Origin of the sequence: Streptomyces sp. NPDC046915 (assembly GCF_040644935.1) — a bacterium.
In the GTDB taxonomy this organism is placed as follows: domain Bacteria; phylum Actinomycetota; class Actinomycetes; order Streptomycetales; family Streptomycetaceae; genus Streptomyces.
The window spans coordinates 130032-148436 of record NZ_JBEYXB010000008.1 but is presented as its reverse complement, the minus strand read 5'-3'; the positions used below and the strand labels follow the sequence as shown (position 1 = coordinate 148436).

Annotated in this window: 19 protein-coding genes; 10 read left to right on the top strand and 9 right to left on the bottom strand. The window is 72.5% G+C overall.

From position 1 onward, the window contains the following. The first annotated feature begins 143 nt into the window (after nucleotides 1-143). Genes ABZ915_RS21900 through ABZ915_RS21885 form a run of 4 tightly spaced genes read left to right on the top strand, consistent with a single transcriptional unit; the run spans nucleotide 144 to nucleotide 2546 of the window. Nucleotides 144-593 (top strand): DoxX family protein, encoded by a 450-nt coding sequence (locus tag ABZ915_RS21900; protein ID WP_361805473.1) that lies wholly within the window; start codon nucleotides 144-146, stop codon nucleotides 591-593. Then, nucleotides 593-1009 carry a Zn-ribbon domain-containing OB-fold protein gene (locus ABZ915_RS21895; RefSeq protein ID WP_361805470.1) on the top strand — a complete coding sequence of 139 codons (417 nt, stop codon included), beginning with the start codon at nucleotides 593-595 and terminating at the stop codon, nucleotides 1007-1009. Before ABZ915_RS21900 ends, ABZ915_RS21895 begins: the two co-directional genes overlap by 1 nt. Nucleotides 1010-1018: 9 nt before the next feature. Next, nucleotides 1019-1621 carry a GNAT family N-acetyltransferase gene (locus ABZ915_RS21890; protein ID WP_361805467.1) on the top strand — a complete coding sequence of 201 codons (603 nt, stop codon included), beginning with the start codon at nucleotides 1019-1021 and terminating at the stop codon, nucleotides 1619-1621. A 40-nt stretch (nucleotides 1622-1661) separates the two neighbouring features. Then, a complete protein-coding gene (locus tag ABZ915_RS21885; RefSeq protein ID WP_361805464.1) occupies nucleotides 1662-2546 on the top strand; it encodes a GNAT family N-acetyltransferase in 885 nt (294 codons plus the stop codon). 35 nt (nucleotides 2547-2581) lie between these two features. Here the strand turns inward: ABZ915_RS21885 and ABZ915_RS21880 are convergent, their stop codons facing one another. Further along, entirely contained in the window at nucleotides 2582-3250 is a 669-nt protein-coding gene (locus tag ABZ915_RS21880; protein ID WP_361806278.1) for a pyridoxal 5'-phosphate synthase, read from the bottom strand. Nucleotides 3251-3510: 260 nt separating this feature from the next. Next, nucleotides 3511-4683, bottom strand: coding sequence for an acetyl-CoA acetyltransferase (locus ABZ915_RS21875; protein WP_361805461.1), 1173 nt, complete (start codon nucleotides 4681-4683; stop codon nucleotides 3511-3513). 128 nt (nucleotides 4684-4811) lie between these two features. On the opposite strand from ABZ915_RS21875, the gene ABZ915_RS21870 reads away from it, so the two are divergent. Together ABZ915_RS21870 and ABZ915_RS21865 are read left to right on the top strand one after the other, a co-directional pair. Beyond that, nucleotides 4812-6023 (top strand): acyl-CoA dehydrogenase family protein, encoded by a 1212-nt coding sequence (locus ABZ915_RS21870; protein ID WP_361805458.1) that lies wholly within the window; start codon nucleotides 4812-4814, stop codon nucleotides 6021-6023. Continuing rightward, entirely contained in the window at nucleotides 6020-6514 is a 495-nt protein-coding gene (locus ABZ915_RS21865; RefSeq protein ID WP_361805455.1) for a nitroreductase family deazaflavin-dependent oxidoreductase, read from the top strand. The genes ABZ915_RS21870 and ABZ915_RS21865 overlap by 4 nt, the downstream gene beginning before the upstream one ends. Nucleotides 6515-6585: 71 nt before the next feature. Here the strand turns inward: ABZ915_RS21865 and ABZ915_RS21860 are convergent, their stop codons facing one another. After that, complete coding sequence (locus ABZ915_RS21860) at nucleotides 6586-7200, bottom strand: LysE family translocator (protein WP_361805452.1); 615 nt, start codon at nucleotides 7198-7200, stop codon at nucleotides 6586-6588. An 82-nt stretch (nucleotides 7201-7282) separates the two neighbouring features. Between ABZ915_RS21860 and ABZ915_RS21855 the strand changes: the two genes are divergently transcribed. Then, nucleotides 7283-7735 carry an Lrp/AsnC family transcriptional regulator gene (locus ABZ915_RS21855; RefSeq protein ID WP_361805449.1) on the top strand — a complete coding sequence of 151 codons (453 nt, stop codon included), beginning with the start codon at nucleotides 7283-7285 and terminating at the stop codon, nucleotides 7733-7735. A 230-nt stretch (nucleotides 7736-7965) separates the two neighbouring features. Here the strand turns inward: ABZ915_RS21855 and ABZ915_RS21850 are convergent, their stop codons facing one another. Further along, nucleotides 7966-8613, bottom strand: a complete 648-nt coding sequence (locus tag ABZ915_RS21850) for a TetR family transcriptional regulator (protein ID WP_361805446.1) — start codon at nucleotides 8611-8613, stop codon at nucleotides 7966-7968. A gap of 122 nt (nucleotides 8614-8735) precedes the next feature. On the opposite strand from ABZ915_RS21850, the gene ABZ915_RS21845 reads away from it, so the two are divergent. Then, the gene (locus ABZ915_RS21845) at nucleotides 8736-9458 is read left to right on the top strand and encodes a VOC family protein (RefSeq protein WP_361805443.1); all 723 of its coding nucleotides are present in this window, start codon (nucleotides 8736-8738) and stop codon (nucleotides 9456-9458) included. Nucleotides 9459-9637: 179 nt separating this feature from the next. Then, nucleotides 9638-11998, top strand: a complete 2361-nt coding sequence (locus tag ABZ915_RS21840) for a serine/threonine-protein kinase (RefSeq protein ID WP_361805440.1) — start codon at nucleotides 9638-9640, stop codon at nucleotides 11996-11998. A gap of 163 nt (nucleotides 11999-12161) precedes the next feature. On the opposite strand, the gene ABZ915_RS21835 is transcribed toward ABZ915_RS21840, so the two are convergent. Genes ABZ915_RS21835 through ABZ915_RS21825 form a run of 3 tightly spaced genes read right to left on the bottom strand, consistent with a single transcriptional unit; the run spans nucleotide 12162 to nucleotide 14527 of the window. After that, on the bottom strand, nucleotides 12162-12938 hold the full coding sequence (locus ABZ915_RS21835) for an enoyl-CoA hydratase/isomerase family protein (RefSeq protein ID WP_361805438.1): 777 nt from the start codon (nucleotides 12936-12938) through the stop codon (nucleotides 12162-12164). A gap of 19 nt (nucleotides 12939-12957) precedes the next feature. After that, nucleotides 12958-13365: an OB-fold domain-containing protein gene (locus ABZ915_RS21830; protein ID WP_361805435.1), complete on the bottom strand. Its 408-nt coding sequence runs from the start codon at nucleotides 13363-13365 to the stop codon at nucleotides 12958-12960. A gap of 7 nt (nucleotides 13366-13372) precedes the next feature. Further along, nucleotides 13373-14527: a lipid-transfer protein gene (locus ABZ915_RS21825; RefSeq protein ID WP_361805432.1), complete on the bottom strand. Its 1155-nt coding sequence runs from the start codon at nucleotides 14525-14527 to the stop codon at nucleotides 13373-13375. Nucleotides 14528-14617: 90 nt separating this feature from the next. Here ABZ915_RS21825 and ABZ915_RS21820 point away from each other — a divergent pair, with 90 nt between their 5' ends. Further along, the gene (locus ABZ915_RS21820; protein ID WP_361805429.1) at nucleotides 14618-16237 is read left to right on the top strand and encodes a FadD3 family acyl-CoA ligase; all 1620 of its coding nucleotides are present in this window, start codon (nucleotides 14618-14620) and stop codon (nucleotides 16235-16237) included. Between the two features lie 972 nt (nucleotides 16238-17209). On the opposite strand, the gene ABZ915_RS21815 is transcribed toward ABZ915_RS21820, so the two are convergent. Both ABZ915_RS21815 and ABZ915_RS21810 read right to left on the bottom strand, forming a co-directional pair. Further along, on the bottom strand, nucleotides 17210-18112 hold the full coding sequence (locus tag ABZ915_RS21815; protein ID WP_361805426.1) for a hypothetical protein: 903 nt from the start codon (nucleotides 18110-18112) through the stop codon (nucleotides 17210-17212). Nucleotides 18113-18199: 87 nt separating this feature from the next. After that, nucleotides 18200-18403 carry a DUF397 domain-containing protein gene (locus ABZ915_RS21810; RefSeq protein WP_361805423.1) on the bottom strand — a complete coding sequence of 68 codons (204 nt, stop codon included), beginning with the start codon at nucleotides 18401-18403 and terminating at the stop codon, nucleotides 18200-18202. Nucleotides 18404-18405 lie beyond the last annotated feature (2 nt).

Below are 18405 nucleotides of genomic sequence, written 5' to 3'. Positions count from 1 at the left end.
ACATCCCGTTGTGCGAACAGGCCGTTCGTCGCCGACAGCGGCGACCCGAGGGGTCATGGGGGCCTGTGGCTCGACGTTCCGTGTGCGGGTTTTCTCCCCCCGCCTCTCGGCATGCGCCCAAAACTGACGTACCGTCAGATGCCATGGACGCGATCTGGCTGAGCGGTTCCGAATGGCTGGCCGTGCTCCGCATCGGGCTCGGCCTGTGGTGGCTGGAGAGCTGGCGGCACAAGGACAGGAAGAGCTGGTTCGAACGCGGCACCGGCATCGCCTGGGCGGCGGACGTCGCGGCGAAGCACCGCTGGAACGCGGTCCGCTCCGGCTTCCACGTCGTGGTCGAGCCACGGCCCCGGGTGATGGCGTACGTCGTGGTGTACGCGGAACTGGCGCTCGGCCTGGGCCTGGTGGCCGGCTTCCTCACCCCCGTCGCCCTGGCCGGCGGCCTGCTCCTGAACCTCCTCTACCTCGTCCTCATGATCCACGACTGGGCCGAGCAGGGGCAGAACTCGATGATGGCCCTGATCTCGCTGGTCGCGCTGTTCGGGATGTCCTGGCAGGTGTGGTCCGTCGACCACGCCCTGGGATGGTTCTGATGGCAGCCGTACGGTTCGACGTCCCCGAGCCCGACGCCTTCACCCGGACCTACTGGGACGCGGCGGCCGAGGGCCGGCTCCTCCTGCGCCGCTGCGGCGCGTGCGGCCGGGCGCACCACTACCCGCGCGAGTTCTGCCCCCACTGCTGGAGCGACGACGTCACCTGGGACCGGGCGACCGGCCGCGCCACCCTCTACACCTGGTCCGTCGTCCACCGCAACGACCTGCCCCCGTTCGGCGAACGCACCCCGTACGTCGCCGCCGTCGTCGACCTCGCGGAGGGCCCCCGGATGATGACCGAGGTGGTGGAGTGCCCGGCCGGGGAACTGCGCGCGGGGATGGCGGTCGAGGTGGCGTTCCGGGTGGGGGTGCCGGTCTTCCGGCCGGTGGCGGAGCCGGCGGCGGCCCGCGATTGAATGGCTGTCATGGTCTCTGTGAATGAGCAGCCCACCGTCAACCCCGCCCCCGAGCCGCACGGTCACGGGCTGCGCCTGCGCCGCTGGGACGCGGAGTCCGACGCCGACGTGGCGGCCTGGCTGCGCGGCCTGGAGGACCCGGAATTCCGGCGCTGGAACACCCCGTTGAAGCCCGTCACCGACCTCGGCAGCGCCCGGGACTCCCTGCGCGCGCAGGCGGTGAGAGTCGCGAGCGGTGACCGCGTGTCCTTCCGCGTCACCGACGCGGACACCGGCACCACGCTCGGCCAGATCAGCCTGAACACCATCGAGCGGGTCATGCGCGTCGCCCGCGTCGGCTACTGGGTCCTTCCGGAGGCGCGGGGGCAGGGGGTCGCCGTACGGGCGCTCGCGCTCGTGACCCGCTGGGCGTTCACGGAATTCGGTCTGCACCGGCTGGAGTTGGGGCACGCGGTCGGACACGAGGCGTCGTGCCGGGTCGCGGAGAGGTGCGGGTACGCCTACGAGGGGACGCTGCGCGGGGCGATGTTCGAGGCCGGGCGGCTGGACGCGTTCCGGGACGTGCACCTGCACGCGCGGATCGCCACCGACCCGGAGCCGGCCGTGAAGTAAATGGGAGGCGGGGCGCGGGGGCGGGACGGGAACATGAGACATGAATCCCGATGACCGGCACCACGACTGGCACCTCACCGAAGACCTCGACGAATTCCTCGCCCACGCCGGTGACTTCCTGCGCTCGCGGCCCGCGCCGCACACCGTGGCGCTGACGGTCACCGACGCACTGCGCAAGCGCGGACCGCGCCTCTACGGCGACGGGGCACCCGTGTTCGGATGGCTGGCGGAACCCGGCGGCGCGGTACGCGCGGCGCTGTTCCGAACGCCTCCGCACCCGTGGAACATCACTCCGGTGACCGCCGAGGAGGCCGACGCGCTCGCCGCCCGGCTGCTCGAACTCGGCCATACCGTCCCCGGTGTCTTGGCCGAGCGGGAGACGGCGGCCGCGTTCACGGCGGCGTGGGAGCGGCGGGCGGGGGACCGCGGTGCGCTGCGCGAGCGCCAACGGCTGTACCGTCTCGCTGACTTGGCGGTCCCGGAGCCAGCGCCCGAAGGCCGGGCGCGCGTGGCCGGGGCGGCGGACCGGGAGCTGCTGGCCCGCTGGTTCGAGGAGTTCGCCGACGCCACCGACCAGCGCGGGTTCATGGATCCCGGCGCCTGGGCCGACGCCCGCATCGCCAACGGCGGCGTCACATTCTGGGAGACCCCCGACGGCGTCCCCGTCGCCATGGCCGGGGTGACCCCCGAGGTCGCCGGGCAGCTCCGGGTGGCGCCCGTCTACACCCCCGCCCACCTGCGCGGACGCGGATACGCGGGCGCCGTGACCGCCGAGGTGAGCCGGGTCGCGCTCAAGGCGGGGACGGAGGTGCTGCTCTTCACCGACCTCGCCAATCCGACCAGCAACGGGCTGTACCGGCGACTCGGCTACCGGCCCGTGGCCGACTTCGCGGTGTACGGGTTCGAGGCCGGGCCGCGGGGTTAGGGTCCCCGGGCCAGGGCAACAGAGCCGGCCCGCGCTCAGGGCCACAGCAGGGTCCGCTCCCAGCCGAACGCCGTGTGCCGGTAGGCGAGCCGTACGTGGCGCCGCTCGGGGTCGCCCTGGAAGAACTCGACCTCCTCCGGCCGCAGCCGGTACAGCGTCCACGTCGGGGAGGGGGCGCCCGGGTTCTCCCGTGCCTGGTCCCAGGCGGCCTGCGAGGCGGACCGCAGCTCCTCCAGCGACGGCAGGACCTCGCTCTGCCGGCCGGTCAGCGCCGCCGCGAGCGCACCGGTGGAGCGCGCATGCAGATCGGCCTGGCTCTCCGGCGAGGGCGCGGCCGTGACCTGGCCCCGGATCCGGACCTGCCGTCCGAGCACCGGCCAGTAGAAGCAGAGGGCCGCGTACGGGCGGGCGGCGAGCTGCCGGCCCTTGCGGCTGGTGGCGTGGGACGCGAAGGACCAGCCGTCGGCGTCGGCGCCGTGCAGCATCACGATCCGCACGTCCGGACGGCCCTCCTCGTCCGCCGTCGCCAGCGACATGGTGTGCGGCTCGGCCTGCCCGGCGGCCACCGCCTCCGCGAACCAGGCGGTGAACAGGGCGAGCGGGGTCGGGGGCGCGGTCGTCGGGTCGAAGGCGGGTAGCTCCGTGACCCCGGGGTCCCAGACCCGCAGTGACCTCAGGAGCTCGTGGAGATCGGTTGCTGCCATGGGCCGAGTATCACTCCGGGACCACTCCGCAGGCGCGAGCGGGTCCGTACGGGGCGCGGCGCGGCGCTGCGGTTCCCGCAGGCGGTTCCCCATCGTGTCCTGCGGTGAGTCGTCCCACACCTGACGGCCGGCGGTGAGCTGGGCGACGTACGACAGGCCGCCGCCCACCACGACACCGAGCAGCGACGTCCACACCTGTGCCGAACCCACCGCACCGACCCCGCTCGCTCCCGCCCGACGGTTCACTCCCGCCCGACGGTTCACTCCCGTCCCAGGATCACCGTCCCGGACGAGCAGAACCACCCCCCGGTCCCGGACGCCACCCCCAGGCGCGGCAACTCGCCTCCCGCTAGGCGCACCTGCCGTTCCCCGCCCTCGCCCCGCAGCTGCCGTACCGCCTCCACCAGCAGGAACAGGCCTCGCATCCCCGGGTGTTGGGCCGACAGCCCGCCTCCGTCGGTGTTCACCGGCAGTTCCCCGCCCCGCACCAGCAGCCGCCCCTTCTCGACGAACGCCCCGCCCTCGCCCTTCGGGCAGAAGCCGAGGTCTTCCAGGGTGACCAGGGTCATGTAGGTGAAGGCGTCGTAGATCTCCGCGAAGTCGATCTCCTCGGGCCGGACGCCGGCCCGCTCGAAGGCGAGCCGGCCGCTGACCGCGGCGGGGGAGACGGTGAAGTCGGGCCACTCGGACATCGTGGCGTGCGAGACGTGTTCGCCGGTGCCGAGGATCCAGACGGGGGCGGTGCGGCAGTCCCGGACGTACTCCTGGGCCGCCAGCAGCACCGCCGCGCCGCCGTCGGAGCGGAGGCAGCAGTGCAGCTTGGTGAAGGGATCGGCGATCAACGGGCCGGACAGGACGTCGTCGACGGTGACCGGGTCGCGGAACATCGCCTCCGGGTTGAGGGCGGCGTTGGCCCTGGCCTGCACCGCGACCTGGGCCAACTGCTCGATCGTCGTACCGTGTTCGATCATGTGGCGGCGGGCCGCCATCGCGTACTTGGCGATCAGCGTGTGGCCGTACGGCACCTCGAACTGGAGCGGGCCGCGGGCGCCGAAGGACAGGTCGCCGGTCCGCCGGCCCGCCTTGATGTCCGCGCGTGCCGTGGAGCCGTACACCAGCAGGACGGCGTTCGCGTGGCCCGCCGCTATCGCGTCCGCCGCGTGCCCCGCCATGACCTCCCAGGTGGAGCCGCCGACGGAGGTGGAGTCCACCCAGGTGGGGCGCAGGCCCAGGTACTCCGCCACCTCCACCGGCGCCAGCGTGCCGAGTCCCGCCGAGGCCAAGCCGTCCACGCGCGCCCGGTCCAGTCCCGCGTCCGTGAGCGCGCGGCGGGCCGCCTGGGCGTGCAGGGTGTACGGGGTCGCGTCGTCCACGCGGCCGCAGTCGGAGAGGGCTGCCCCCACCACGGCGACTTTCCGGCTCCCTCGCGTCATGAATCTGACGGTACATCAGATTCGCCGCCTCGCGGCAGGTGGCGTACCCCTGGGCGTCCACCCCTGGGAATCTCCGTCCCCCCGCCCTAACATGACGGGCCGTCAGATCTGGTCGGGAGGGAACAGTCATGGACACGCGCCTCACCGCCGAGCAGGACGAGATCCGCCGTACGCTGCGAGAGTTGCTGCACAAACGCTGCGGAGCGGAGGAACTGCGGGCCGCCGTCGACAGCCCGGCCGGGCACGACCCCGCCCTGTGGACCGCCCTCGCCGACCAGCTCGGCCTGCCGGGCCTGGCCCTCCCCGAGGCGTACGGCGGTGTCGGCTGCCCGGTCACCGACCTCGCCCTCGCCTGCGAGGAGGTGGGGCGGGTGCTCGCCCCCTCCCCCCTGCTCGCCACCGCGGTCCTCGCCGCCCCGCTGATCCTCGCCCTCGGCACCGACGCCCAGCGCGCCGACCTGCTGCCCCGCCTCGCCTCCGGCGCGCTCACCGCCGCCCTCGCCGTCCCCGGCACCGCCCTCACCACCGCCCTCGCCCTGACCGGCGGCAACGGCGGGGAGTGGGCGGGCGGGGGCCGGGCGGGGGGTGTGCAGGCCCGCCGGGAAGAGGCGGGGTGGCGGTTGTACGGGCAGGCCGACCAGGTGCTGGACGGGCACCGCGCCGGCCTGCTGGTCGTCGCCGCGCACGCCGGGGGCTTCGCGCGGTCGCGGACCCTGCTCTTCCTCGTGGCGGGGGACGCGGCAGGGGTCGTACGGACCCGGCGGACCGCGCTCGACGCCACCCGGCCGCAGGGGCGGGTCCAGCTGCGGGACGTACGGGCCGAACTGCTCGGGGACGAGGACGCCGACGTGCTCGCCGCCCTCGCCGCCCTCGGGGACACCGTCGCCGCCGTGCTCGCCGCCGAGGCCGTCGGGGCCGCCGACCGGGCGCTGGAGCGGACCGTGGAGTACGTCCGGCAGCGCGAGCAGTTCGGGCGGGCGATCGGCTCCTTCCAGGCGGTCAAGCACCGCCTCGCGGACGTCTACGTACAGGTGCAGGCGGCCCGGTCGGCCGCGTACTACGCCGCCTGGGCGACCGCGCAGGGGGAGCCGGCGGGGGACCGGACGGGGGAACTGGTCGGCGGGCTCGCGCTGGCGCAGGCGCTCGAGGCCCTGCGGTGTGCGGCGGGCGAGGCGATCCAACTGCACGGCGGGATCGGTTTCACCTGGGAGCACGAGGCCCATCTGTACTTCAAGCGGGCGGCCGGGGACGAGCTGCTGTTCGGGCCGGTGCACCGGCTGCGGGCGCGGGCGGCCGAGGCGGGCCGGTTCTTCGAGCGGGAGGGGGTGGCGGCCCGATGACCGCCGTCGGAGTGCGTCTGGTGCAGAAGGTGTCGTCCACCCGGGGCTTCGCCAAGGTCGCCCCGCACGTGGTCCCGGCCCTGGACCGGGCGGTCCACCGGCTCACCCGGGGCCGGGTGCTGCTCAGTGCCCAGCTGCTGCCCGGGGTCGTCCTCACCACGACCGGCGCCCGCAGCGGCCTGGCCCGCCGCACACCGCTCGCCTGCATGCCGGAGAAGGGCGGGCAGGCGACGGGCAGGCAGAGCTGGCTGCTCGTCGGCTCCAACTTCGGGCGCACCGGCCACCCGGCCTGGACCGCCAACCTCCTCGCCCATCCGGACGCCTCCGTCAGCTGGAAGGGCGAGGACATACCCGTCACGGCCCGGCTGCTGGCGGGCGAGGAGCGGGCGGCGGCCTGGACGGTGCTGCTGGAGTTCTGGCCGCCGTACGCGACCTACCAGGCGCGGGTGGAGCGGGAGATCCGGGTGTTCCGGCTCACGCGCCGCGCGTAGCGTCGCCGGCCGCCATCACCGTCGGCGTCCGTCATCGCACCGCCTGCCGTCCGTCATCGCACCGCCGTCCGTCACAGCGTCGCCAGCCGCTCCACCAGCAGGAACGCGCCGATGCCGAGCATCGCCGCCCCCGAGGTGCGGGTGACCGCGCGGGCGGCGGCGGGGCGGGCGGCCAGCAGGGCGTGGGCGAGGACGCCGACGCTCAGGTACACGGCGGCGCAGCAGGCCATGTGGAGCAGTCCCAGGGCGGCCGTCTGGACGGGGACGGGCAGGTGGTCGCCGCGGAGGGTGAGGAACTGCGGAAGCACGGAGAGGTAGAGCAGCAGGCCCTTGGGGTTGAGGCCGCTGATCGCGGCGCCGCGCAGGAAGACCCGGGAGTCGTCGGCCTCGGCCGCCGTCCCGGGCACGGCCGGGCGGCGCAGCACCCCCCACCCCAGCCACAGCAGGTACCCGGCGCCCGCCACCGTCAGCGCGGTGAGCAGCCGGGGCGAGCCCGCCACCAGCACCGCCAGGCCCGCCGCCGCCAGAACCGTGTGCAGTGCGTACCCGGCGACCAGGCCCGCCACCGCGCCCGTGACCCGGCGGCCGCGCAGGCCGGCCGCGATCACATAGGCCCAGTCGGCGCCCGGTACGCACACCAGCAGCAGGTCCAGGGCGAGGAAGGAGAGGAGGCTTGCGGATTCCATGAGGGGGACATTAGGCGTGAATGGCCCGAATGTGTTCCCGAAATTTGCCCATGATCGCGGATACTGAGCAAATATCTTCCTCATGGACGACGTCGATCAGAAAATTCTTGCCGCGCTCCAGCAGGACGGGCGGCTGACCGTGACCGAGCTGGCCGCGCGGGTGCGGCTGAGCGTCTCGCCGTGCCACCGGCGGCTGCGCGAGCTGGAGCGGTCCGGTGCCATCCAGGGCTACCGCGCGGTCGTGGACCCGGCGGCCGTCGGGCTGACCTTCGAGGCACTGGTCTTCGTGTCCATGCGGCAGGAGGACCGGGACACCGTCGCGGAGTTCGAGCGGGCGGTCAGTGAGGTGGAGTACGTCCTGGACGCCCAGCGCCTCTTCGGCGAACCGGACTACCTCCTGCGGGTCGCCACCGCCGACCTCGCCGCGTTCCAACGGCTCTACGACGAGCGGCTCGCCACCCTGCCGGGAGTGCAGCGGCTGACGTCCACGCTGGTGATGAAGCACGTGGTGAAGGACCGGCCGTTGCCGGCGTAGGGCGGACGGAGGACCCGGCACCGCGACCCGGGCGGCCGGGGCGGACCGCGGCTCAGGTGCACGGCGACCAGGCGGGCGTGGGCGTCTTCGAGCCGCCCGGCGAGTGCGTTCGCCGGGCGGAAAGCACGACAGGCGGTGGTCCACTCGCGTGAACCACCGCCTGCCAGACAGGACTTGGTGTCGGAGAACATCGAAAAAAGGGGTGCCCGGAAGGGGGGCGGCCGAACGGCCTATTTCGTCGGCTTCCGGCCCGTCACGCCCAGGTGCACCAACAGCGCCAGATTCGGCTTGAGTTCGGCCTGCTTGACGCCCCAGGACGAGAATCCCTTCTGGTGCCCGGCCACCGCGGCGAGCATCGCGACCAGCGAGCCCGCGACCGCGGCCGGGTTCACGTCCTTGTCGACCCTGCCCTTGGACTGAAGCTCGGTGATGGACTCCGCCAGGGAGTTGTTCACCGAATTCAGGATCTTCATGCGGATCTTGTAGAACCGTTTGTCCCCCTCGGCGGCGCCGAGGTCGACGACGCGCAGGATGGCGTCGTTCTTCCGCCAGAACTCCAGGAATCCGTCCACGAGTTCCTGCGCGGTCTGCCAACCCGCCTTGCCGGCCCAGGACCGCCCGGCGACCAGTTCGGTCAACCCGGCGCCCTCGGCGGCCATTTCCTCGGCGATCTCCAGGACGGCGCCTTCGACGTCCGGGAAGTACTGGTAGAAGGTCGCGGGCGAAGTGCCCGCCTTCCGGGCGACATCGATGACCTTGACGTCCCGGTACGGGGAAGAGCTGAGCATCTCACTGAGGCAGTCGAGCAGTTTCTGCCGTGTCGCCTGCCCACGCCGACCGGCCACGCGGCCGTCGACGGTACGCACTTGTCCTGTCATGTCGTCAGCTTACCGAGGGGTGATGCGAGCGCGATTCGGCCGACTGCAAATGGGGTGCACGGGCGCGAATGAGGTGGTGTGCCTGGTCTGCGCGGTGCGCGTCGCACGGTTACTTTGGCGACATGGCCGAAAACAGGGCATCGGTGTACGGAGAGGGCGTCCCCTGCTGGGTGGACGCGCAGCTTCCCGACGTAGCGGCCGGGGAACGGTTCTACGGGGAACTCTTCGGCTGGACCTTCGAGGAGGCGTACGGCACCTCCGTATGGGCGCGGCTGGACGGTGAACCCGTCGCCGCCCTCGCGCCCAAGACGGACGGCCGTATGCCCACCGTCTGGACGGTCTACTTCGCCACCCCGGACGCCGAGGCCCTGTGCCGGCGCATCATCGCGGCCGGCGGACAGATCGTCGCGCTGCCGGCACCGGTCGACGACCTGGGCACGACCGCGCTGGCCGCCGACCGCGAGGGCGCCGTCTTCGGCCTGTGGCAGCCGGGCGAGCACCCCGGCTTCGTCCTGCGCCATGCCCCCGGCACCTTCATCTGGGCCGAGCTGTACACCCGGGACACCGAGGCGGCCAACGCCTTCTACGGCGGCCTCTTCCACGACGCCCTCTTCGGTACCGAGGCCGAGCCCGACTTCGGCCGCGCCCCCGTCTCCGCCGTCTTCCCCGCCGAGATGCCCCCGCACTTCCTCGTCCACTTCCGGGTGGACGACCTCGCGGACGCCCTCGGGACGGTCCAGCGGCTCGGCGGACGGGTGCAGGTGGCGCCTTTCGAGGCCTCGTACGGATCCGTGGCCGTCGTCACCGACAATCAGGGGGCGTCCTTCGCGCTGCTCCACCGCTGAAACCGCGGGCTTTCGCCTCCTTTATAGGGAGACACCCCGATTTGTCACCGGGTTCGCAACATGGACCCCGGCCAGGAAGAATCGGGGTGCGTGCCGCCGCGGCGGTGCGGTGGTGAGACGCTGCACGGGGTCGCGTACATATGTGGGTGGCGCGGCTCGTACGGGGAGGTGGCAGGCAAGTGGTGGATCAGCTGACGCAGCACGATCCGCGGCGGATCGGGCCGTTCGAGGTGCTGGGCCGACTGGGCGCCGGCGGCATGGGGCTGGTCTATCTCGCGCGCTCGGCGTCCGGCCGGCGCGTGGCGATCAAGACGGTCCGTACGGAGCTCGCCGAGGACCAGCTGTTCCGCGTCCGCTTCACACGTGAGGTGGAGGCGGCTCGGGCGGTCTCCGGCTTCTACACGGCCGCGGTCGTCGACGCCGACCCGCGCGCCGCCGTGCCGTGGCTGGCCACCGCATACGTCCCCGCGCCCTCTCTCGAAGAGATAGTGAACGACTGCGGGCCGCTCCCGGCCCAGGCGGTGCGCTGGCTCGCGGCGGGCGTCGCGGAGGCGCTCCAGTCCATCCACGGCGCCGGGCTCGTGCACCGCGACCTCAAGCCGTCCAACGTGCTCGTCGTCGAGGACGGCCCCCGGGTCATCGACTTCGGCATCGCGTCCGGCGTTTCGAACACGCGTTTGACGATGACGAACGTGGCCGTCGGCACACCCGCCTACATGTCCCCCGAGCAGGCCAAGGACTCCCGCAGCGTCACCGGCGCCAGCGACGTCTTCTCGCTCGGCTCCATGCTCGTGTTCGCCGCCACCGGACACCCGCCCTTCCACGGCGCCAACCCGGTCGAGACCGTCTTCATGCTGCTGCGCGAGGGCCCCGACCTCGAAGGCCTCCCGGACGAGCTGCGCCCGCTCATCGAGTCCTGCATGCAGATGGAGGCCACGGGCCGCCCCAACCCCGCCGACCTCCAGTCCCAGCTCGCCCCCCACCTCTTCGGCTCCGGCACCGACGACAGCGGCACCGCCTCCGCCTGGCTGCCCGAGAAGGCCGTCGCCCTCATCGAGTCCCGCCGCAACGGCCGCCCGGCCGCCCCGCCGTCCCCGTCCGGCGCCCGCGGCACCGGCCGCCCCGCGCTGCCCCCGCCGCCCTCGTACGACCCCGCCGTCCCGGCACCCGGCCCGGGCCCCGTGCCGATGGCGACCCCCGCCCCCACGGGCGCCCCCGACACCGGCCCCGTCCAGCTGGCCGGCGCCAAGGTGCCCATCGGCCCCGGCCCGCGCGTCACCGACACCCGCGCCGCCGCCGTCAAGGCGCCCCCGCCCGAGTCCGGTCTGGTCGCCAGCTGGTCCCGCCCGCGCCCCGGCGTCAACGGCGCCGACCCCGCCGTACCCGCGCCCCCGCCCCCGGAGACCGCCACCGGCTGGCGGCCCTGGCGCTTCCGCATGTCCAACGACGTCTGGGGCACCCCGGCCGTCGACGGCGACCTCGTCTACGTCACCTCCTTCGAGGTGCACGCCCTGGACGTGGCCACCGGCCGCCGCCGCTTCAAGACCCGGGACGTCGCCTGGTCCATGGACGTCGCCGACGGCCGCATCCACGCCTCCGACGGACCCACCCTGTTCGCCCTCGACTGCCGCGAGGGCACCGACCTGTGGCGGCTGTCCACCGAAGCCTGGGTGTACTCCCTCCAGGCCGACCGGGGCACCGTCGTCACCGGCACCCGCGGCGGCGGCGTCCAGGCCTGGGAAGCCTCCAGCGGCCAGAAGCTGTGGGAGATCACCGGCTGCCAGACCGACTTCGAGTCCCCCGAGGCCGGTCCCGCCCTGCACGAGGGCACCGCCTTCGTCTGGCAGGACGCCCGCCTGCGCGCCCTGGACGCCCGCACCGGCGAGGAACGCTGGTCGTACCCCATCGGCGACGCGGCCTCCTGCGGCGGCGTACCGATCCGCCTCACCCACGCCCCCGACGGCTACGTCTACCTCTCCGCCGGCACCCGCGTCCTCGCCATCGACGTGGCGAGCGGCATGGTGCGCTGGCACTTCGAGGCCCCCGCCGCCTTCCTCTGCGCCCCCACCTTCGCCCCCGGCCCCGCGGTCACCGGCGGCGGCATCTACCTCGCCGACTACCTCGGCACCGTCTACGCCCTCGACGCCACCGACGGCCGCGACCGCTGGCGCATCGCCACCGAGTCCCGCGCCTCCATCGAGCCGGTCCTCGTCGCCGCCGGCCACGTCCACGTCGGCAGCGGCAAGGGCCTCTACACCCTGGACGCCGTCACCGGTACCCCCAAGTGGCGCTTCCAGGCGGGCGGCGACGTCGTGGGCGCCCCCGCCGTGGCCGAGGGCCGCATCCACTTCGGCTCCACCGACCACCTCCTCTACACGCTCAAGGCCGACGACGGCCGCCTCCGCTGGAAACTCGCCACCGGCGGCGAGATCACCGGCTCCCCGGTGGTCAAGGACGGCGTGGTGTACGCGTGCAGCAAGGACCGGTGCGTGTACGCGCTGGACGCGGAGAAGGGAACGGGCACCGCACGGACGACGTAGCGGACGATCCGGCGGACGGCCCGTCCCGGACGACCCTCCGGGACGGCCGCCGTGCCAGTAGTCGCACGGAAGGGGCTGCGGACGGCGGCCGTCGCTCCGGGGAGGGCTCCTCGCTCTCACAGCAGACGCTACGCCCGGTACGCACCTCCCGCCAGACGGTCACTCACCGTGTCCGCGGCTCGTTCCGCCGTCTGCCGGCGAACAACGCGGCCTGCCGCCCACCCGGCAGATTCCCCAGCGCGATCAACTGCGGCGCCTGCGCGAACCCCGGCGCCCGCCCCGCCTCCCGAGCCGCCCACAAGGCCCGCACGGACCCCTGCACGGCCTCGGCCGGACACTCGGCGATGACGACGGCACACCGCACCGCGGCCTCCAACGCCCGCCCCTCCTCGGTGACTTCGCTCACGAGCCCGATCTCATGGGCCCGCCGGGCCCCGATCCGCTCGGCGTTGCCCATGAGCACCATCCGCGCGACCTCCCCGTACGGCATCCGCTGCGCCATCAGCACGGACTCGTAGGCGCTGACCATCCCGTACGTGGTGTGCGGATCGAAGAACACGGCCGTGGCGTCCGCGACGACGAACTCGCTCTCGCCCAGCAGATAGAAGGCCCCACCACAGGCCATCCCGCGCACGGCGGCGACGACCGGCTTCCACAGATCGTTGGCCTTCGGCCCGACCGTCAGCAACGGGTCGTCCTGCATGTACGGCGACGAAGGCTGCGGCACCACCACGTCCCGGTCGATCCCGGTACAGAACGCCCGCTCACCGGCCCCGGTGAGAACGACGGCACGCACCCCGTCGTCGAACCGCAACTCACCCCACACCGCCCGCAGTTCCCGGACCATCTCCAGATCGATCGCGTTGAGCCGCTCCGGCCTGTCCAGGGTGACGACGGCGACCCCCGTCCCCTTGTCGATGTCGAGCCGCAGGCTGTTCATCCGCACCTCCGCCCGGAGTTCACGCCAGAACCCACTGCGGAAGCCCGTCCGCGAACACCACCCGAACCCGGGCGCCGACCCTGACCGCCTGCGGATCGACGGAGTTGAGCGGCGCCCCGGCACGACTCACGAGATTCCCGACGAGCCGCACCCGCGGCGCGTCGTCCAGTTCGATGACGATCACGTTGTACGGCGCCTGCTCCGCGTACTCCGGCAGCAGCGGCGGATGCGGAACGACGTACGACCACACCCGCCCGCGCCCCGAGGTGAGCCGCCACTCGCAGGCGAAGGACCGGCAGTGCGGACAGCAGGGGCGGGGCGGGAAACGGACCTCCGAGCAGTCGGCGCAGGCCTGGACCCGCAGCTCGCCCTGGGCGGCGTACCGCCAGAACGGGCCGCCGTCGGCATCGATGACAGGACTCAGCACAGGGCGGTCAACTCCTCAGCAGCAGCGCGGACGTCGGGACCCCTTCCCCGGCGGTGACGAGGCAGGTGGCGGCGCCGGGCACCTGCGCGGTACTGGTCCCGCGCAGCTGCTTGACGCCTTCGTTGATGAGGTTGAAGCCATGCACATAGGCCTCGGAGAGCCCGCCCCCACCGGTGTTGACGGGCAACCGCCCCCCGATCTCCAGGGCACCCCCCTCGGTGAACGCCCCGCCCTCGCCCCTCCCGCAGAAGCCGTACCCCTCCAAGGAGAGCGGTATCAGAGCCGTGAACGCGTCGTAGATCTGGGCGACATCGACATCCTCCGCCGTGAAGTCCGCGTGCTTCCACAGATGCCGGGCGGCGGTCCAGGCGGGCCCGGTGAGGGGGTCGTCGTTCCAGTAGTTGACCATGCCGTGGTGCTGGGCGGGCAGGCCCTGCGCGGCGGAGTGGACGTAGACGGGCCGCTGCCGGCAGTCGAGGGCGCGTTCGCGTGAGACGACGACGCAGGCGAGGGCCCCGTCCGTCTCCAGGCAGTTGTCGAAGAGGCAGAGGGGCTCACTGATCCACCGGGCGGTCATGTACATCTCGCGGGTCAGCGGCCGCTCGTACATCACGGCCGCAGGATTCTGGTTCGCCCGGTTCCTACAGGCCAAGGCAACATTGAACAGATGATCCCGGGTGGCACCGTACTCGTGCATGTACCGCCGCGTGAGCATGGCGATCTCGTCGGCGGGCCGGAGGAGACCGAAGGGCCGGGTCCACTGGGCGGGAGTGGGCAGTTGGACGGCGGTATTGGTCCAGGGCCGCGGCCCGCTCCCACGCTTCCGTGACCGCCAGGCGACCCCGACGGTGGCCTGGCCGCTCGCTATCGCGGCCGCGAGGTGGGCGACGGTGGCACAGGAACCGCCGCCCCCGTACCCCACCTTGCTGAAGAAGGTGAGATCCCCGAACCCGACGGCCTTCGCGAGCTCCACCTCATCGGTCTCCTCCATGGTGTAGGAGGCGAGGGCGTCGACCTCGCCGGGGCCGATCCCGGCGTCGTCGAGGGCGGCGAGGACGGCACGACAGGCGAGGGTCTTCTCGTCCTCGGGCAGCCGCTTGGCGAAGGCGGTCTGCCCGATCCCGACGATGGCGGTGGCGTCCTTCAGCCCTGGTCCTGCCATGGTGTGCCCACCCTTCTTCGGCTGACAGGCCGTCAGATTACAGCTAATCTGACGGACAGTCAGCTACGGCGGCGGTGGCAGGGGGCTGCTATGAGTGACTGGGACACCATTCCTCAGTTGGTGCGGTGGTCGGCCGAGCGGTACGCGGACACCGAGGCGGTGGTCGACGGCCGTACGCGGATCTCGTACGCGGAGTTGGGCGCCCGGGTGGAACGCGCGGCGGCGGCCTGCATGGCGAACGGTGTGACCGTGGGCGACCGGGTGGGGATATGGGCCCCCAACTCCCTCGACTGGATCGTCGCGGCGCTCGGCGCGGTCTCGGCGGGCGCGGTGCTCGTACCGTTGAACACCCGCTTCAAGGGCACGGAGGCGGCGGACGTGCTGGGGAGGAGCGGGGCCCGGCTGCTGTTCGTGACGGGGACGTTCCTGGGCACGTCGTATGTGGCGTCGCTGAGGCGGGCGGTGGGGGCGGGGGCTGGGGCTGGGGCTGGGGGTGATGGCCCCCTTCCGGGGTTGCCGGGGCTGGAACAGGTAGTGGTGCTCTCGGACGACGCCCCACCCGACTTCCGTACCTGGAAGGACTTCCTGGCGAGCGGGGAGGGGACGGGGACGACAGGGGTCCGCCGCCGAACCGACGAGATCGACGGCGACTGCCTGTCGGACATCGTCTTCACGTCGGGCACGACCGGCCGCCCCAAGGGCGCGATGATCACCCACGAACAGACGTTGCGGGCATACGAGATCTGGGCGGACCTGGCCGGCTTGCGGCAGCACGACCGCTACCTGATCGTGAACCCCTTCTTCCACACCTTCGGCTACAAGGCGGGCGTGATCGCGTGCCTGATGCGCGGCGCGACGATGATCCCGCAGCCGGTGTTCAACGTGGACACGGCGCTGGCGAACATAGCCGCGGAACGGGTCTCGGTGCTCCCGGGTCCGCCCACCCTCCACCAGTCCCTCCTCGACCACCCGTCCAGGGACGCGCACGACCTCTCCGCACTCCGACTGGTGGTGACCGGTGCGGCGGTGGTTCCCCTGCGCCTGGTGGAACGCCTGCGCGGGGAGTTGGGCGTGGGCACGGTCCTCACGGCGTACGGCCTCTCCGAGGCGAGCGGCATCGTGACCATGTGCCGCCGGGGCGACGACCCGTCGGTGATCGCATCCACTTCGGGCCGGCCGATACCCGGGACGGAGCTGAAGGTGGTCGACGCCGATGGCGCACCGGTCCCCGCCGCCACCCCGGGCGAGGTCCTGGTCCGAGGCTTCAACATCATGCGCGCCTACTACGAGGACGAGCCGGCCACGACGGAGGCGATCACGGCGGACGGCTGGCTGCGCACCGGCGACGTGGGCGTCCTGGACGAGGCCGGCAACCTTCGCATCACCGACCGCATCAAGGACATGTACATAGTCGGCGGCTTCAACGCCTACCCGGCCGAGATAGAGCAACTCCTCGGCCTCCACCCGGATGTGGCAGACACCGCGGTAATCGGAATCCCGGACGCGCGTCTGGGCGAGGTGGGCAAGGCATACGTGGTCAGGCGCCCGGGGTCCGTGCTCACCGGGGACGACCTGATCGCCTGGGCCCGGAGAGAGATGGCCAACTACAAGGTGCCCAGGGTGGTGGAGTTCGTGGGCGAGCTTCCCCGGAACGCGAGCGGCAAGGTGGTGAAGGGGGAACTGCGGGTGAGTGATCGGGGCCCGGGTTGAGCGGTGACCGTGGGGCCGCCCGCTTCTTTTGCAGTGTCGTGATTCCGCGACCCGAGTAAAGGGCGCTCCCGTTCCGCTTCGCTCCACTCCCGCGTCGGCTGCGCCGATGGCCCTACGGGCCACCCTTGACTCGGCCCACGGAATCCCGTGGGAGAAGCGAGCGGGCAGCCCGAGGAAAGCGGGGGCCGAGGTCGGTGTTCCCTTCCGCCGGCTGGGCTGTGGGGCGGGGTTGGGGGGCGCGGGCGCGCCTCGCCTGCACGCCGGGACGGCTTAGCGGCTTGCGGTGGGTTGGGGTGCGCGGTGGCGCCTCGCTTGCGCGCTGGGTGGGCCGGGGCACGCTGGGCGGGCTTGGCGGCCGGCGGTCGGTGGGTGGGCGCGGGTACGCCGGGTGGGCTCAGCGGGGATTGCGCGGCGGGACTTGGGGCGCTGTGTGGGGTGGGCCGCCGTGGGCCTGGGCCGTCATGGGCCTTGGCGCCTCGCGCCGCTCCCGCGAGTCACAAAGGCCTCATCAGCCACGCCTGTTCGGTGAGTGGAAGGAATGTACCGGGGGCGGAGGGAGTAGTCGCAGGCCAGCGGGCTTGAGGGGTGAGACATTCCTTCCACTCGTAGTCGCCACCCCATCCCCGCGCCCACCCACTGACCGTAAGCCGCCAAGCCCGCCCGGCGCGCCCCCAGCCACCCACCCACCCACCGATCGCCGCCGAACCCACCCGGCGTGCAGGCGAGGCGCCACCGCGCCCCCCAACCCTGCCCCACAGCCCAGCCGACGGCAGGGGCCGCCCACCTTGGCCCCCGCTTTCTCCGGGCTGCCCGCTCGCTTCTTCCCCGTGCTGGAGCGAGCCGAGTCAAGGGTCGGCCGCCAGGCCGATCGCCGCAGGCGACGCGGAGTGCAGCGCAGCGGAACGCAGCGCCCTTTACTCGGGTCGCGGAAGCACGACACTGCAAAGGAAGCGGGCGGCCCCACGGTCACTGTCAATGGGCGGTCAGTGCGGCAAGGGCACTGCGGATTTCCTCCACCATGTAGGCAGGCCGGTGGAAGACGACCTCCGCGCTGAAGCGGAGGAGGCTGCGGATTTGCGGGCATTGGATCAGTTGGTTGTAGCGGAGGATGTCCCGGCGGTGGGAGTCGCGGGTGCCGTGGTAGGCGTATCCCTCGATCTCTACTCCGAGCCCCTCCCTCCGGAAGAGGAAGTCGAGGTAGCGGCGTCGGCCGTCCGGAGTGCGCAACTCCGCCTGGCTCTCGGGGTGGAGGCCGGCGTCGTGCATGCGCAGTCGGGCGATGGTTTCGGCAGGTGACCCGGCGAGGGGATCGGCCAGCCGCAGCCAGTGCGGCGCTCTGCTCGTCGAACCACGGTCGGTGGTCGCGAGCGCGGCGGCGATCGTTTCGGGTCTGGTGAGCGGGGCACGGTGGAGTCCGCCGATGTCGCGGTAGGAGAAAGCCGAGTCCAGCGCGACGACCGCTTCGTCCCTCGGCCCTTGGCGGAGCAGGTCGGTGAGGGTGCGGAGCGGGGTTGTCAGCCATAGCCCCTGTCGTTCCGCCACGTCCAGTGCGGCGAGCGGCATCCGGTAAGCATGGACGCCGCTGCCCGCACGGCGGAGCGTTAGCTGCGGGTCGATGAATTCCAGGGGTGCCTTCGAGGCGCCGGTCAGCGTTTCGATGCGCCATAAGGCGGCTGCCGAGCGGTGGCTCACGATCAGCCGGGGCTCGAGCAACTGCACCGCCCGGAGCTGAGTCACCAGGTCCGGGTTGCGGCCCGGCTCCGCCCAGGCGCCGTACCGGATCCGGGTCCAGCCCCCGGTCCGCAGCGCACGCGCGAGGCTCGGCCGGGACCAGCCGGCCGCGACGGCCCGCGGGGTGAGGAGGATTCCTCCCACCGCCAGCGTCCTCAAGTCCCTCCGTTCCACCCGGCCAAGATCGCAGAATTCCCAGCCTGACGCTTGGCCTGTGGATAACCGGCGGGGTCAGTCCTTCAGGGAGTCGAGGAAGGAGGTCCAGGCGGGCGGATGGAAGAGGAGTACGGGGCCGGTCTCGGCTGTCTTCGAATCGCGAACGGGGATGACGTCGGGGTGGGCGGTGGTGACCTCGACGCACTCGCCACCGCTGCCGTTGCTGTAGCTGCTCTTGCGCCACAGGGCAGTGCTCAGGTCAATCCTGGTGTTTGCCATTT